15 protein-coding genes are annotated in these 13,894 nt (G+C 71.7%); 7 read left to right on the plus strand and 8 right to left on the minus strand.

All coding sequences use genetic code 11. The features are described from left to right. Positions 1-73: 73 nt before the first annotated feature. Positions 74-496: a preprotein translocase subunit TatB gene (locus tag ABZ780_RS07530; protein WP_357009476.1), complete on the plus strand. Its 423-nt coding sequence runs from the start codon at positions 74-76 to the stop codon at positions 494-496. A gap of 827 nt (positions 497-1,323) precedes the next feature. On the opposite strand, the gene ABZ780_RS07535 is transcribed toward ABZ780_RS07530, so the two are convergent. The 3 genes from ABZ780_RS07535 to ABZ780_RS07545 all read right to left on the minus strand — a co-directional run bounded on the left by ABZ780_RS07535 (position 1,324) and on the right by ABZ780_RS07545 (position 4,489). After that, positions 1,324-2,472, minus strand: a complete 1,149-nt coding sequence (locus ABZ780_RS07535) for an Mrp/NBP35 family ATP-binding protein (RefSeq protein WP_357009473.1) — start codon at positions 2,470-2,472, stop codon at positions 1,324-1,326. An 87-nt stretch (positions 2,473-2,559) separates the two neighbouring features. Continuing rightward, a complete protein-coding gene (locus tag ABZ780_RS07540) occupies positions 2,560-3,210 on the minus strand; it encodes a DUF1003 domain-containing protein (protein ID WP_357009470.1) in 651 nt (216 codons plus the stop codon). Beyond that, complete coding sequence (locus tag ABZ780_RS07545; RefSeq protein ID WP_357009467.1) at positions 3,203-4,489, minus strand: CBS domain-containing protein; 1,287 nt, start codon at positions 4,487-4,489, stop codon at positions 3,203-3,205. The genes ABZ780_RS07540 and ABZ780_RS07545 overlap by 8 nt, the downstream gene beginning before the upstream one ends. 33 nt (positions 4,490-4,522) lie before the next feature. On the opposite strand from ABZ780_RS07545, the gene ABZ780_RS07550 reads away from it, so the two are divergent. Together ABZ780_RS07550 and ABZ780_RS07555 are read left to right on the plus strand one after the other, a co-directional pair. After that, a complete protein-coding gene (locus tag ABZ780_RS07550) occupies positions 4,523-5,398 on the plus strand; it encodes a PhzF family phenazine biosynthesis protein (protein WP_357485043.1) in 876 nt (291 codons plus the stop codon). A gap of 17 nt (positions 5,399-5,415) precedes the next feature. Next, a complete protein-coding gene (locus ABZ780_RS07555) occupies positions 5,416-5,946 on the plus strand; it encodes a hypothetical protein (protein WP_357009461.1) in 531 nt (176 codons plus the stop codon). Between the two features lie 77 nt (positions 5,947-6,023). On the opposite strand, the gene ABZ780_RS07560 is transcribed toward ABZ780_RS07555, so the two are convergent. Then, positions 6,024-6,788 (minus strand): HAD family hydrolase, encoded by a 765-nt coding sequence (locus tag ABZ780_RS07560; protein ID WP_357485045.1) that lies wholly within the window; start codon positions 6,786-6,788, stop codon positions 6,024-6,026. A gap of 105 nt (positions 6,789-6,893) precedes the next feature. Here ABZ780_RS07560 and ABZ780_RS07565 point away from each other — a divergent pair, with 105 nt between their 5' ends. Continuing rightward, positions 6,894-7,838 (plus strand): DMT family transporter, encoded by a 945-nt coding sequence (locus ABZ780_RS07565; RefSeq protein WP_357485048.1) that lies wholly within the window; start codon positions 6,894-6,896, stop codon positions 7,836-7,838. Positions 7,839-7,900: 62 nt separating this feature from the next. Here ABZ780_RS07565 and ABZ780_RS07570 read toward each other — a convergent pair whose 3' ends face one another. Next, positions 7,901-8,725 carry an SDR family NAD(P)-dependent oxidoreductase gene (locus ABZ780_RS07570; RefSeq protein WP_357009452.1) on the minus strand — a complete coding sequence of 275 codons (825 nt, stop codon included), beginning with the start codon at positions 8,723-8,725 and terminating at the stop codon, positions 7,901-7,903. A gap of 129 nt (positions 8,726-8,854) precedes the next feature. Here ABZ780_RS07570 and ABZ780_RS07575 point away from each other — a divergent pair, with 129 nt between their 5' ends. Then, the gene (locus ABZ780_RS07575) at positions 8,855-9,811 is read left to right on the plus strand and encodes a CoA ester lyase (protein ID WP_357485050.1); all 957 of its coding nucleotides are present in this window, start codon (positions 8,855-8,857) and stop codon (positions 9,809-9,811) included. Between the two features lie 75 nt (positions 9,812-9,886). Here ABZ780_RS07575 and ABZ780_RS07580 read toward each other — a convergent pair whose 3' ends face one another. Further along, on the minus strand, positions 9,887-10,414 hold the full coding sequence (locus tag ABZ780_RS07580) for a DUF4190 domain-containing protein (RefSeq protein WP_357485052.1): 528 nt from the start codon (positions 10,412-10,414) through the stop codon (positions 9,887-9,889). A gap of 186 nt (positions 10,415-10,600) precedes the next feature. Here ABZ780_RS07580 and ABZ780_RS07585 point away from each other — a divergent pair, with 186 nt between their 5' ends. Further along, positions 10,601-11,437 carry an SDR family NAD(P)-dependent oxidoreductase gene (locus tag ABZ780_RS07585; protein WP_357009594.1) on the plus strand — a complete coding sequence of 279 codons (837 nt, stop codon included), beginning with the start codon at positions 10,601-10,603 and terminating at the stop codon, positions 11,435-11,437. A 23-nt stretch (positions 11,438-11,460) separates the two neighbouring features. Here ABZ780_RS07585 and ABZ780_RS07590 read toward each other — a convergent pair whose 3' ends face one another. Beyond that, the gene (locus ABZ780_RS07590; protein ID WP_357485054.1) at positions 11,461-11,997 is read right to left on the minus strand and encodes a DUF4190 domain-containing protein; all 537 of its coding nucleotides are present in this window, start codon (positions 11,995-11,997) and stop codon (positions 11,461-11,463) included. A 176-nt stretch (positions 11,998-12,173) separates the two neighbouring features. On the opposite strand from ABZ780_RS07590, the gene ABZ780_RS07595 reads away from it, so the two are divergent. Continuing rightward, entirely contained in the window at positions 12,174-13,370 is a 1,197-nt protein-coding gene (locus tag ABZ780_RS07595) for an acyl-CoA dehydrogenase family protein (protein WP_357009439.1), read from the plus strand. 115 nt (positions 13,371-13,485) lie between these two features. Here ABZ780_RS07595 and ABZ780_RS07600 read toward each other — a convergent pair whose 3' ends face one another. Then, on the minus strand, positions 13,486-13,893 hold the full coding sequence (locus ABZ780_RS07600) for a CoA-binding protein (protein WP_357009436.1): 408 nt from the start codon (positions 13,891-13,893) through the stop codon (positions 13,486-13,488). Between the last annotated feature and the right edge of the window lies 1 nt (position 13,894).

Raw genomic sequence — 13,894 nt, forward strand, 5'->3', positions numbered from 1 at the left:
GCGGGTCACCCCTTACCCGAAAGTCGGCTCACGTGCGTAGTCTTGCTGCTGACGCCGATAGGAGGCCCGCGGAATGTTCGACAACCTGAACTGGTGGGAGATCGGTGCGCTGCTGCTCCTGGCGCTGTTGATCTTTGGTGACCGGTTGCCCGCTGTGATCAGCGATGGCCTGCGGATGGTCCGTAATCTGCGCAACATGGCCCGCAACGCCACCGGTGACCTCAGTCGGGAGTTGGGCACCGACATCCAGCTCGAGGATCTGCACCCGAAGGCCTTCATCCGGAAGCACCTCCTCAGCGAGGAGGACGAGGCGGCGATCCGCAAGCCGTTGCAGGGCGTCTACGACGACCTGCGCGCCGACGTCAGCGGCGTGCACAACGACTTGAAGGATGTGGCCAAGGCCGCGGACATCCGGTCGAACGGCTCCCGGCCCGGCACGGTCACCAGCACCCCGTCGGCGCCGGCCCCCCGGGTCAGCTACGACGACGCCACCTGACCCCGCCCCACGGCCCTCAGGCCAGCTGTGACGACGCGACCCTGACCCCGCCCACCGGCCCTCGGGCCGGCTGCGACGACACGGCCTGACCCGCCCCACGGCCTCGCCCACAGCCCAGCTGTGAAGATCCGGCCCCGCCGGCGCTCAGGCCAGCTATGGCGGCGCGGCCTGACACCGCCCCCCGGCCCTGGCCCTATGCCCAGCTGCGAAGGCGCGGCCTGATCCGACCCCATCGGGCCTCAGGCCAGATGCGCTGCCGCAGCCTGACCCCTCTCACCGGCTAAGGCGCCTCGGCCCGCCCCACCTAGGTCGCGTCCTTTGGAGCTGAATCGTTTGCGTCATCGTGTGTCGGTGTCGGTGTCGGTGTCGGTGCCGGTGCCGGGCGACGCTGATCGCTCCGTGTGCATCGTCACTGTCGAGGCCGGCTGACGGCCGGTGCGGTCCGCGCGAGTCCTCACCTCCGACCGAGCGAGTCCGCCTGGGTCGATCCGTTTACGACATCAGCTCCAAAGGACGACAACAAGGGGGACCCGACCCCGAGCGTGCAGGACCGGGTCCGTGCGGGACCCGGTCCGTGCGGGAGGCGGGATCGGATCCGTGCGGGACCCGGGTGAACCCGGGGCGTGGGTAATCCGGGCCGCGGGGAGCCCAGGCCATGCGGGACGGGGGCCGTAGGGAATGCGCGCGGGACCGGGGTCGTGGGAACCCGGGCGTGCCCGAACCCGGGCGTGCCCGAACCCGGGCGTGCCCGAACCCGGGCGTGCCCGAACCCCGGAGCGTGCCGGAACCCGGGCAGGCCCCTACCGAATTCGGCGGGTCGTGCTGGCTCAGCGGCCGGCGGGCTTGAGGCCGAGCGGCTTGCCGAGCAGCGACTCACGGCGCAGCGCGAGCCGGTCGGCGATTGTGCCGAGCGCCTGCGCGGCCGGGGACGTCGGCTCGGCCAGCACGATCGGGTTGCCGGCGTCGCCGCCCTCGCGGACCCGGGTGTCCAGCGGGATCTGCCCGAGCAGCGGCACCTGCGCGCCGATCGTCCGGCTCAGCGACTCGGCGACGACCGCGCCGCCGCCGGCACCGAAGACCTCCATGCGGGAGCCATCCGGCAGCTCAAGCCAGGACATGTTCTCGATGACGCCGACGACCCGCTGGTGGGTCTGCAGGGCGATCGCACCGGCCCGCTCCGCGACCTCGGCGGCTGCGGTCTGCGGGGTGGTGACGATCAGGATCTCCGAGTTGGGCAGCAACTGGGCCAGCGAGATGGCCACGTCGCCGGTGCCCGGGGGCAGGTCGAGCAGGAGCACGTCCAGGTCGCCCCAGTAGACGTCGGCCAGGAACTGCTGCAGCGCCCGGTGCAGCATCGGGCCACGCCACACCACGGCCGCGTTGCCCGAGGTGAACATGCCGATCGAGATCACCTTCACGCCGTGCGCCTGCGGCGGCATGATCATGTCTTCGACGCGGGTCGGCCGGGCGTCCGTGCCGAGCATCCGGGGCACCGAGTGGCCGTAGATGTCGGCGTCGACCACGCCGACGGAGAGCCCACGCGCGGCGAGCGCCGCCGCCAGGTTGACCGTCACGCTGGACTTGCCGACGCCACCCTTGCCGCTGGCCACCGCGTACACCCGGGTGCGAGAGCCCGGCTGGGCGAACGGGATGACCGGCTCTTCGCTTGCACCGCCGCCGCGCAGCTGCGACTGCAACGACTGCCGCTGCTCGGGGCTCATCACACCGAAGTCGATTTCCACGCCGGTGACACCGGGCACCGCGGCGACCGCGGCGGTGATGTCCGTACGCAGCTTGTCCTTGAGCGGGCAGCCGGCGACGGTGAGCAGCAGCTCGACCCGTACGACGCCGTCGGCGCCGATCGTGGCGGAGCGGACCATGCCCAACTCGGTGATGGGCCGGCGGATCTCCGGGTCGTTGACGGTGGCCAGGGCGGCCTGGATCGCGTCCTCGACGGTGCTGACGGGTGCTGACATGCCCGCAATGCTACGTCGCGGGGCATCCGTTCCGACCGCTGGCCGGGAACGGTGTGAGCCAATCGATGACCCGCCTCGACTGGCTGATCAACCGTCCTGGGAACGCGGGCCGGTGCCGTCGGACTGGGCGCCTCGGGGGAGGTCGCCGTCCAGGTCGTCGCGCGGCTCGTCGAGCCCCGCGCCGTCGGTCGCCCGCTGGGCGCGCCTCTCCTGCCGGCTGTCCTTCTCCTGCTGGCGGCGTTCCAGCCGCTGCCGGCGCTGCCCCGCCTCGTCCAGCTCCTCGGCCAGCCGGGTCAGCTCGGAGCGGAGGAAGTCGCGGGTCGCCACCTCGCCGAGCGCGATCCGCAGGGCGGCGATCTCCCGCGCCAGGTACTCGGTGTCCGCCTTCTGTGCGGTGGCCCGTCGCCGGTCCTCCTCCAGCGCCACCCGGTCCCGGTCGGCCTGCCGGTTCTGCGCCAGCAGGATCAGCGGTGCCGCGTAGCTGGCCTGCAACGACAGCACCAGCGTGAGGAACGTGAAGGTGTACGGGTCGAAGCGCATTTCGGCCGGGGCGAGGGTGTTCCAGGCGAACCAGATGGCGATCACCACCGTCATGACGACGATGAAGTTCGCGGTGCCCATGCCGCGGGCGATGCCCTCCGACCACCGGCCGAAGGCCTCCGCGTCGAACCGGGGCAGCTTGATCGCCCGGGGCTCGCGCGGCTGGTCGAGCCGCTCCGTCCGCCGCTGGTCAGCCATCGGTGCCGTCCAGCACCGCATCGGTGGCGCCCGGGACACCGAGGGCGTCCCGGTCCCGCCAGTCCCGGGGCAGCGAGTGGTCCAGCACGTCGTCGACGGTCACGGCGCCGACCAGCCGGTTGCTCCGGTCGATCACCGGCATCGCGACCAGGTCGTAGGTGGCCATCCGGCGGGTGATCTCCGGTAGTGGCGTGGTCGGGCGCAGCGGGTCGATGTCGTTGACCACCACCTTGCCCAGCAGGTCGGCCGGCGGTTCGCGCAGCAACGCCTGGAAGTGCACCATGCCCAGGTAGCGGCCGGTCGGGGTGTTCTGCGGTGCCCGGGTCACGAAGACCTGCGCGGCGACGGCGGGGGAGAGCTGCGGCTCCCGGATCCGGGCCAGAGCCTCGGCGACGGTGGCGTCCGGCGGCAGGATGACCGGCTCGGAGGTCATCACGCTGCCCGCCGTACCCGGCATGTACTTGAGCAACTGCCGCACCGGGTCGGCCTCGTCCGGCTCCATCAGGTCCAGAAGCACGTCCTGCTCCGGCGGCGGCAGTTCGTTGAGCAGGTCCGCCGCGTCGTCGGGGTCCATCTCCTCCAGCACGTCCGCGGCCCGCTCCCGGTCCAGCGCGGCGAGGATCTCCACCTGGTCGTGCTCCGGCAGTTCACTGAGTACGTCGGCCAGCCGCTCGTCGTTCAGCGCTGCCGCGACCTCGTTGCGCCGCGCGTCGGGCAGGTCCTGCAGGGCGTTGGCCAGGTCGGCCGGGCGCATGTCCTCCAGGACGGCGAGCAGATTCGCCGTACCCCGGTTGTCGGCGATGCCGCTGAGCCCGCGCACCCGGTCCCACTCGACCTGGTGCAGGTGGCCACGGCGGGTGAGCCGGCCGGTCTGCTCGCGGACCGCGACCCGGGTGAGTGACCACTCGCCGCCGCGGGCGCACTCCATCGCGACGTCCACCACCGTGCCGGGCTGGCCGCCCGGTTCGAGCTGTACCCGCCGGTCCAGCAGTTCCTGGAGCACCAGCAGCTCGTTCAGTCGCTTCTCGAAGCGCCGCAGGTTGAGGGTGCCGGAGCCGAGCACCACCGCGTCCGCGTCGATCGAGGTGATCCGGTTGATGGACAGGAAGATCCGCCGGCGCATCGGCATCTCCGCGACCAGACCCACGACCTCCGGGGGACGGGCGGTCGACCGCAGCCGGGCCACCGCGTCACGGACCCGGCCCACCTGGTCACCGTTCGGATCGAAAACGGCGACTCCGGCGAGGCGGGCGATGTAGATCCGGGTCGGCGTGCTCACGGGCACCAGCCTAAGCGCCTAGTGTTTAGCAACATGTCGACCTTGGCCTACGAGATCGTGGACGTCTTCACCGACCGCCCGTTCGCCGGCAACCCGCTGGCCGTGGTGTTCGGCGCGGAGGCGCTGGCCACCGAGCAGATGCAGGCGCTCGCGCTGGAGTTCAACCTCTCCGAAACGGTGTTCGTGCTGCCACCGACCCAGGTGGGCGCGACCTACCGGGCGCGCATCTTCACCCCGACCGAGGAGTTGCCGTTCGCCGGGCACCCCAGCGTCGGTGCGGCGGTCACCGCGAGCCGGCGCGGCATGTTCGGCGTGGGGCAGGTCACCCAGGAGTGCGGTGCCGGGGTGCTGCCGATCGAGGTGACCACCTCCGGCGCGACGCTCACCGGGGGGACTCCAACCCTCGGCCCCGAGTTGGAGCCGGAGCCGCTGTTGGAGATCGCCGGTCTGGTCGCCGGCGACCACGACCACAGCGGGCCGGCACCCCGGGTTGCCGGCTGCGGGCTGGAGTTCCCGTACCTGCCGGTGTTTCCAGATGCGGTGGCCCGGGCCCGGGTGAACCCGGCGGCTGCGGAGCGGTACGGGGTGGATCACGTGAGCGTCTTCTCCTGGGACGCCGCCACGCAAACCGCGCACGCCCGAGTTTTCGTGCCTGGGCTCGGTGTCCCGGAGGACCCGGCGACCGGTTCGGCGGCGCTCGGCCTCGGCGTCTGGTTGGTGGCGACCGGCCTGCTGCCGGGGGACGGGCTGTCCCACTACGCGGTGCGCCAGGGTGTGGAGATGAAGCGTCCCTCCGCGCTGGCCTGCACGGTGACGGCGGCGAACGGCGTGGCGGTCGGCGCGACCGTCGCCGGCCAGGTGATGCCGGTGGCCCGGGGCGAGATCGCCGTACCGCCGTTCGTGGGCTGAGCGGCGCGCGGGCTTCGATGCGGGAGAATGCGGGTGTGACGGACGAGGATGCCACCGGTGGCACGCCGCTGGTCGACGAGGCGATGAAGAAGGCCGCTATGGCCTGGGTCAGCGTGTCCGGCGGGCCGGCGCTCGCGCTCTGGTGCGCCCCGCTGGAGGGCGCGCTCTTCGTGGTGAGCGGGCCGGGCGAGCAGGCCGCCCCGGGGTTGGCCGACGCCGCCGAGGCGCAGGTCACCCTGCGCGGCGACCACGGAGGTCGGATCGTCACCTGGCCGGCCCGCGTCACCAGGCTGTCGCCGGGCACCGAGGCGTGGGACACCACGGCGCCGCTGGTAGCCGGCAAGCGCCTGAACGCGCACGGCCCGACAGCCGACCTGGTGGCCCGGTGGGCCGCCGACGGCTGCGCGGTGAACCGACTCGCCCCGGCCGGTGCGCCGCTGTCCGGCGCCGATCTGCCGTCCGACGCGCAGGCCGAGCCGCCCCGGGAGACACCGGCGGTCCGCGCCACCCGCAAGCCGTTTCGCCTGCACCGGGTCCGCCGCCGCTGACCCTGACCCACCGGGCCGCTGACCATTGACCCCTGACCCACCGGGCCGCTGACCGTTGACCTGTCGGCCCGTATCGGTCAGCCTGCCGGGCCGCCCACCCCGGCGACCCCGGTGGCGGCGCCCACGCCCACGGCTTCGGTGGCGACCCCCGCGAGGTCGGTGATGCCCACGACGTCGAGCACCTCGCGCAGGCTGCCCAGCGTCGGGCCGCGCCAATCCCGGTCGGCGTTGAACACCATGTGCCCGGCCAGGTCGGGCGCGGCCAGCCGGACCGCGGTCATCCCGGCCCGCTCGGCGCCGGTCAGTTCCTGGCTGCCGCCGTCGCCGACGTACAGGCAGTCGGCCGGTGTCATTCCGAGCCGCTGGCAGGCGGTCAGGTAGAGCGCCGGGTCGGGCTTGCACCGTCCGACCTGCACGGAGAAGACCCGTGCGTCGAGCAGCGGGGCGATCGCGAGTTGGGGCAGGAAGGCCGGCAGTTCGTGCGTACAGTCGCTGATCACGCCCGTGCGCAGGCCGCGGTGGCGCAGCGTCGCCAGCACCGGCACCGCGTCGGCCCGCAGCCGGGTGTCCGCGCGGACCGCCCGGTGCCGGGACGCCACGGCCGCCCGCACCGCATGGTCGCTGGGGTGTACGCCGGCCTGGGCGCAGACCCAGCGCATGGTCGCCTCCGCGTTGCCGAGACGACCGGTGGCCCGCTCGTAGAAGGTGCGGTTCAGCACCTCGTACAGCGTGGCGGTGGAGCAGCCGAGCAGTTCGGCGGTGCGGAGGTGCGCGGCGCCGCGCTGCACGGAGTGGGTCAGAGTGCCGAAGAAGTCGAACAGCACCGCCTGGTAGCTGGGCATGGGGTACGCCTCCGGGCGGTCTTCGGGTCGCTCGCGCGACGCTGCCTGATCGTAACGGAGCGCTGACCATCTGTGTCGGTGGTGATCATGTGAAGATTGCTTCCCGTGCCCCCTGCTTCGCATCGCCCGCCCCTGGACCCGCTGACCACCGGCGCGGTCGGTCTGGCCGTGGTCGCCGTGTCGTCGTCCGCGCCGCTGATCGCGTACGCGGCCGCCCCGGCGCTGGCCATCGCGTTCTGGCGCAACCTGCTGGCGGTGGCCGTGCTGAGCCCGTTCTCGCTGGCGCGACGACGTGCCGAGTTCCGCGCACTGGTAGGGCGGGCGGGCCGACGGGAAGGGCTGTTCTGCGTCCTCTCCGGGGTCGCGCTGGCCGCGCACTTCGCCGCCTGGATGCCGAGCGTCCAGCTCACCTCGGTTGCCGCAGCCACCGCTCTGGTCGCCACCCAGCCGGTCTGGCAGGGGCTGATCGCCCGCGCCCAGGGTCGTCGGCTCCCACCGGTGGTCTGGGTCGGCATCGCGGTGACGGTGGGCGGCGCGGTGATCGCCACCGGCGCGGACGTGGGCATCTCCGCGAAGGCTGTCGTCGGCGACCTGTTGGCGGTGGCCGGTGGCGTGTTCGGCGCCGTCTACACCGCGTTCGGTGAGCGCGCCCGGGCCAGCATCAGCACCACCACCTACACGACCATCTGCTACGGCATCTGCGCGCTGATCCTGCTGGTGATCTGCCTGCTCGGCGGGGTCCGGCTGACCGGCTTCGACGGACGCACCTGGCTGGCCATCCTGGCGCTGGTGGCCGGCGCCCAACTGCTCGGGCACTCGATGTTCAACTACGCCCTGCACCGGATTCCGGCGACCACGGTGAGCGTGTTGATCCTGCTGGAGGTGCCCGGTGCCGCCCTGTTGGCCTGGGTCTGGCTGGAGCAGTCACCCCGCCCGTACGCGCTGCTGGGCATGTCGCTGCTGCTGGTCGGTGTGGCGGTGGTGGTGCTCGGTGGCCGCCGGACCGCACCCACCGCGCTGCCGACCGACGCGACCCCGTTGAACGGCTGACGACGTTCCTAGACCTCGTTCACCTCGATGACTCGGGTGGTCGGGGCGGCTTGGCGGCCACGCTACCCATCGATGCCGACGGCCGTGGCGCTGGCCGCCCAGAGCCGGGCCGCGAGCTGCGGGTCGGCGGCCTTGCGGTACGGCCGGCGCAACCGACGGTTGTAGTAGTAGCCGCCGTCGACCAGCCGGGAGCGGTCCTGGTTGGCCAGCCAGACCAGCGTCTCGGCGGCCTTCTCCGGGCTGCGGAACGGCAGGACCCGCATGCCGAGGGCGACCAGCCGGCTGTCGTTGGCGAACCGTGTCCGCACCACGCCGGGGTGGAAGCTGTGCGCCGGGATGCCTGGCCAGCGGCGAGCCGCCTCGGCGGTGAACAGGATGTTCGCCTGCTTGCTGGTGCCGTACGCGCCCATCGGCCGGTAGCCCCGCAGCGGCGCGTTCAGGTCGTCCGGGTCGAGCGCACCGAAGCGGTGGGCGCCGGAGGCGGTGACCACGATCCGGCCGACCCGGTCGGCGAGCAGGTTGGTCAGCAGGAACGGGGCCAGGTGGTTGGCCTGGATCGACAGTTCGAAGCCGTCGACGGTGGTGAGTGGCTGGAGCGCGATCGCACCGGCGTTGTTGACCAGCACGTCGATCCGGTCGTACGCGTCGCGCAGCCCTTCGGCGAGCCGACGCACGTCGTCGAGCACCGCGAAGTCGGCCCGGAACAGCTCCGGGCGCTCACCCGAGTTTTCCCGTACCCGTTCCGCCGCAGCCTGTAGGCGGGCCGGGTCCCGCCCGACCAGCACCACCCGGTCACCACGGCACGCGAGGTGCACGGCGGCGGCCAACCCGATGCCGGAACTGGCCCCGGTCACCACCACCAGTCGACGCTCAGTGAGATCTTCCACAGGTCCATTCACCCCGGTCATGGCGCGAGGTTACCGTGGCGTCACCACGCCCTTTGGGATCGTTAAGTTTCTCGGATCTGTCGTCAGGTGGCGTCGGCGTGCCCGCCGAACGCTGGAAGGAGTGCATCCATGGCCATAGTCGGTCGTCCCCGCCGGTCCTGTCTCGCCGTACCGGGGTCCAGCGTCAAGATGCTCGGCAAGGCGCAGGGCCTCCCCGCCGACCAGGTCTTCCTCGACCTGGAGGACGCCGTCGCCCCGCTGGCCAAGCCGGATGCGCGCAAGAACATCGTGGCCGCGCTCAACGAGGGCGACTGGGCCGGCAAGACCCGCGTGGTGCGGGTCAACGACCTGACCACCCCGTGGACCTACCGGGATGTCATCGAGGTCGTCGAGGGTGCCGGCGCGAACCTCAACTGCATCATGCTGCCGAAGGTGCAGACCGCCGAGCAGGTGCACTGGCTGGATCTGCTGCTCACCCAGATTGAGAAGACGCTCGGCCTGGAGGTCGGCCGGATCGGCATCGAGGCGCAGATCGAGAACGCCGCCGGGCTGGTCAACGTGGACGCCATCGCGGGCGCCTCGCCCCGGGTGGAGACCATCATCTTCGGCCCGGCCGACTTCATGGCGTCGATCAACATGAAGTCGCTGGTGGTCGGCGCGCTGATCCCGGACTACCCGGGCGACCCGTACCACTACATCCTGATGCGGATCCTGATGGCCGCCCGGATGCACGACAAGCAGGCCATCGACGGCCCGTTCCTCCAGATCCGGGACGTGGACGGGTTCCGTGAGGTGGCCAAGCGCTCGGCGGCGCTGGGCTTCGACGGCAAGTGGGTGCTGCACCCGGGCCAGATCGACGCCGCCAACGAGGTCTACCAGCCGGCACAGGCCGACTACGACCACGCCGAGTTGATCCTCGACGCGTACGAGCACTTCACCTCGGAGGCCGGCGGCAAGCTCGGCGCGGTGATGCTCGGCGACGAGATGATCGACGAGGCGTCCCGCAAGATGGCGCTGGTGATCGCCGCAAAGGGCCGGGCCGCCGGGATGAGCCGTACCTCGTCGTTCACCCCACCGGCAGAGTGAGTGGCCGGGCCGGGTCGACCGCCGCCGGCTGTCGACCCGGCCCGACAGGCGGTGGTACGCCGACCCGCCGTCCCCTCAGTAGCTGCTGTCGCTGGCGGCGTCCATCGCGACCGCGAAGATGATGATGGCGATGTAGGCGCCGATGCCCAGCACCATCAGCGCGGTGAGGATCCAGCCGACGATGATGCCGGCCTTCGCCATGCCCTCGCCGCCCTCGCCGCTGGCGCGGATCTGCTTCTGCGCCACGTGGCCGAGGATCGCCCCGATCGGCGAGGTGATGCCGCAGGACGTGACGCCGACCAGAGCCAGCACCAGCGACGCGATGGCCAATCCGTTGGTCTTCGGCGGCGTCGGGTAGCCGTAACCGGGGTACGACGGCGGATAGCCGGGCGGGGCGTACGCCATCGGTTGTCCCGGGTATGCCGGCTGCCCGGGCGGCGTCTGCCCACCGGCGTACGGGTCGACCGGCGCGTACGGGTCCGCGGGGCCGGGCTGGGTGGGCACCGGCTGACCGGCCACCAGGGTCGGGTCCGGCGGTGAACTCGACGGCTGAGCCGACCACGTGGGGTCGTTCCAGTCGCCGGGGGGCGGGGGATTGGTCATGCGTACTCTCCGTCGGCTCGGGTGCGCCGTCAGGGTAGCCAGAGGTGACCAAACCCGACGCCCCCGCTCCCGGGTGCCGCGTTGCCCGGGCCGGTCGCAACGGGCAGGATCCCTGGCATGGCAATCGACTCGCGCGCCGCGGACCGTTCCGGCAGTCGACCGAGACGGGACGTGAGCCGGCCAGGTGTGGCCCGACGCGGCCGTGCGGCCACGCCGGCCGGCGCTCCCGGCCCCGACGAGCCGGTCGCGCTACCCGACCCGGTGACCATGCGGCTCGACGGTCGGGTCGCCCTGGTGACGGGGGCGGGCAGCCCGGACGGCATCGGGTACGCGACGGCCCGGCGGCTCGCCGACCTGGGGGCGCGGGTGGCGATCGTCTCCACCACCCGGCGCATCCACGAGCGGGCCGGCGAGCTGGGGGTGACCGGCTTCGTCGCCGACCTGACCGACGAGTCGGAGGTCGGCGCGCTGGCCGACGCGGTCGCCGAGCAGTTGGGTGACGTCGAGGTGCTGGTCAACAACGCCGGCCTGGCGAGCCGGGCCAGCCAGGGGGTGCTGCGGCCGGTCGCGCAGTTGACCTACGACGAGTGGCGTGGCGAGATCGACCGCAACCTGTCGACCGCGTTCCTGTGCAGCCGGGCGTTCATCGGCGGGATGGCCGAGCGGGGCTGGGGGCGGATCGTCAACCTGGCGGCCACCGCGGGTCCGGTCAACGCCCTGCCCACCGAGGCCGCGTACGCGGCGGCGAAGGCCGGGGTGGTCGGGCTGACCCGGGCTCTGGCCATGGAGATGATCGCCGACGGGGTGACCGTGAACGCGGTCGCGCCCGGCACCATCTACACGGCGGCGTCCACGATGGCCGAGATCAAGCAGGGTCTGGGGACGCCGGTCGGTCGGCCGGGCACCCCGGACGAGGTCGCGGCGGCGATCAGTTTCCTCTGCTCACCGGCCGCCTCGTACATCACCGGGCAGATGCTGGTGGTGGACGGTGGCAACAGTGTCCGGGAGGCCCGCTTCCGCTGACCGACGCGGCCCATGCCGGTCGGTCAGTACCCGCCGCTGTTGCCGTTGCTGCCGATGATGACGAGGGCCAGCCAGCCGCAGCAGGCCAGCAGGGTCAGCCCTGTGAAGACGTACCCGAGGATCATTCCCCAGGTGGCGAGCTGGCCGCCCTCCTCGCCGCTGGTCTGGATCTGCCGCTTGGCCACGTGGCCGAGGACGGCGCCGGCCGGGGGAAACACGAAGGCGAACACCAGCGACAGGATCGCCAGCACGTTGGTGGGCCGGCCCGGTCCGGGCATCGGTGGGCCGTACTGGCCGTACGGGCCCTGCGGGGGGTACGGCGGCTGCTGACTCCAGTGCGCCGACTGGTGCGGTCCCTGCTGCTCGTACGGTGGCGGCTCGTTCCCGGGTGGCCCGTACGGTGAGTGTTCCGGCTGCCCGAAGGCCGACTGGTCCGGTGGCGGCGGGTACGGCGTCTGGCCGGCCGGCGGCGGCGCGTACGGCGACTGGTCCCGGGGTGGCTCGTAGGGTGACGGCGGCGGTTCGTCTCCGGGCGGTCCCGACGGTGGCGGGTAGGTCACAGCCGTGCTCCTCCTGCCGGTGCCGGAAAAGTCCCTCTTGCCGGACGGTACCCGCAGCGGTGAACCTTTTCACAGCGGTTGTGTGGACTGGTCACCTTGGCCTCGCCGGCCCGGAGGCCGATACTGACCCAGCGTTCAGTTACCCACGAGTAGTGCGCTGATCCCCGGAGGCTGAGATGGCCAGACTCGCCCAGACGCCCGGCCTCACCGATGTGCAGCGGTCGATCCTGGAGACCGTCCGCGAGTTCGCCGACAAGGAGATCATCCCGCACGCCCAGCGGCTGGAGCACGCCGACGAGTACCCCACCGACATCCTCGACGGGATGCGCGAGATGGGGTTGTTCGGCCTCACCATCGACGAGGAGTACGGCGGGCTGGGCGAGTCGCTGCTCACCTACGCGCTGGTGGTGGAGCAGTTGTCCCGGGGCTGGATGTCGATCTCCGGCATCGTCAACACCCACTTCATCGTGGCGTACCTGATCTCCCAGCACGGCTCGGCCGAGCAGAAGGCCCGACTGCTGCCGAAGATGGCCACCGGCGAGGTGCGCGGCGCCTTCTCGATGTCCGAGCCGGAGACCGGCTCCGACGTGTCGGCGATCAAGTCCCGCGCGGTCCGCGACGGCGACAGCTACGTGCTCAACGGGCAGAAGATGTGGCTGACCAACGGGGCGTACTCCTCGGTGGTCGCCACCCTGGTCAAGACCGACACCGGCGCCGAGTCGGTGTACGGCAACATGAGCACCTTCCTGCTGGAGAAGGAGCCGGGCTTCGGCGAGACCGCCCCCGGCCTCACCATCCCCGGCAAGATCGACAAGATGGGCTACAAGGGCGTCGAGACCACCGAGATGGTGCTCGACGGCGTGACGGTGCCCGACTCGGCCATCCTGGGCGGCGCCGACAAGGTGGGCCGGGGCTTCTACCAGATGATGGACGGCATCGAGGTGGGCCGCGTCAACGTCGCCGCCCGCGCCTGCGGCATCTCCATCCGCGCCTTCGAGTTGGCCGTCGGCTATGCCCAGCAGCGCAAGACCTTCGGCCAGCCGCTCGCCAAGCACCAGGCGATCGCCTTCAAGCTCGCCGAGATGGGCACCAAGATCGAGGCCGCGCACGCTCTCATGGTCAACGCCGCCCGGCTCAAGGACGCCGGCCAGCGCAACGACGTCGAGGCCGGGATGGCCAAGCTGCTCGCCTCGGAATACTGCGCCGAGGTGGTGCAGGAGGCGTTCCGCATCCACGGCGGCTACGGCTACTCCAAGGAGTACGAGATCGAGCGCCTGATGCGGGAGGCCCCGTTCCTGCTCATCGGCGAAGGCACCTCGGAGATCCAGAAGACCATCATCAGCCGCGGCCTCCTGAAGGAATACAAGCTCTAACCCGCCCCACCCCTCCCGCGATCTTGCACTTACTGCCCCGACATACCCGATATAAGGATCAAAGGGGTGACCGAAAGTGCAAGATCGCGGGGGTGTGTGGGGGGTGGGGGCTGGGTTAGGTGGGGCGGGTTAGGGCGTTTACGGCGCGTTCTACGGCCAGGCAGCGGTCCTCGACGTAGTCCATGCCGGCCTCCTCGGCGATTCGCCGCGCTTCGGTTGAGACGATGCCCAGCTGCAACCAGACCGCGGGGGCGCCGATCGTCGCCGCGTCGCGGACCACCTGCACGGCGTCGGCCGCTGGCCGGAACACGTTCACCAGGTCGACCGGGTGCGGGATGTCGGCGAGCGTCGGGTACGCCCGCTCTCCGAAGAGTTCGTCGACGGCCGGGTTGACCGGGATGATCCGCCAGCCGTGCCGCTGCATCTGCAACGGCACGCCATGCGCGGCCTTGTTGGGGTCTCGGGACGCGCCCACGACGGCGATCACGGCGGAGTCGGCGAGGATCTGCTGAGCGGTACGCACC

Source organism: Micromonospora sp. NPDC047467 (genome assembly GCF_040643095.1).
In the GTDB taxonomy this organism is placed as follows: domain Bacteria; phylum Actinomycetota; class Actinomycetes; order Mycobacteriales; family Micromonosporaceae; genus Micromonospora.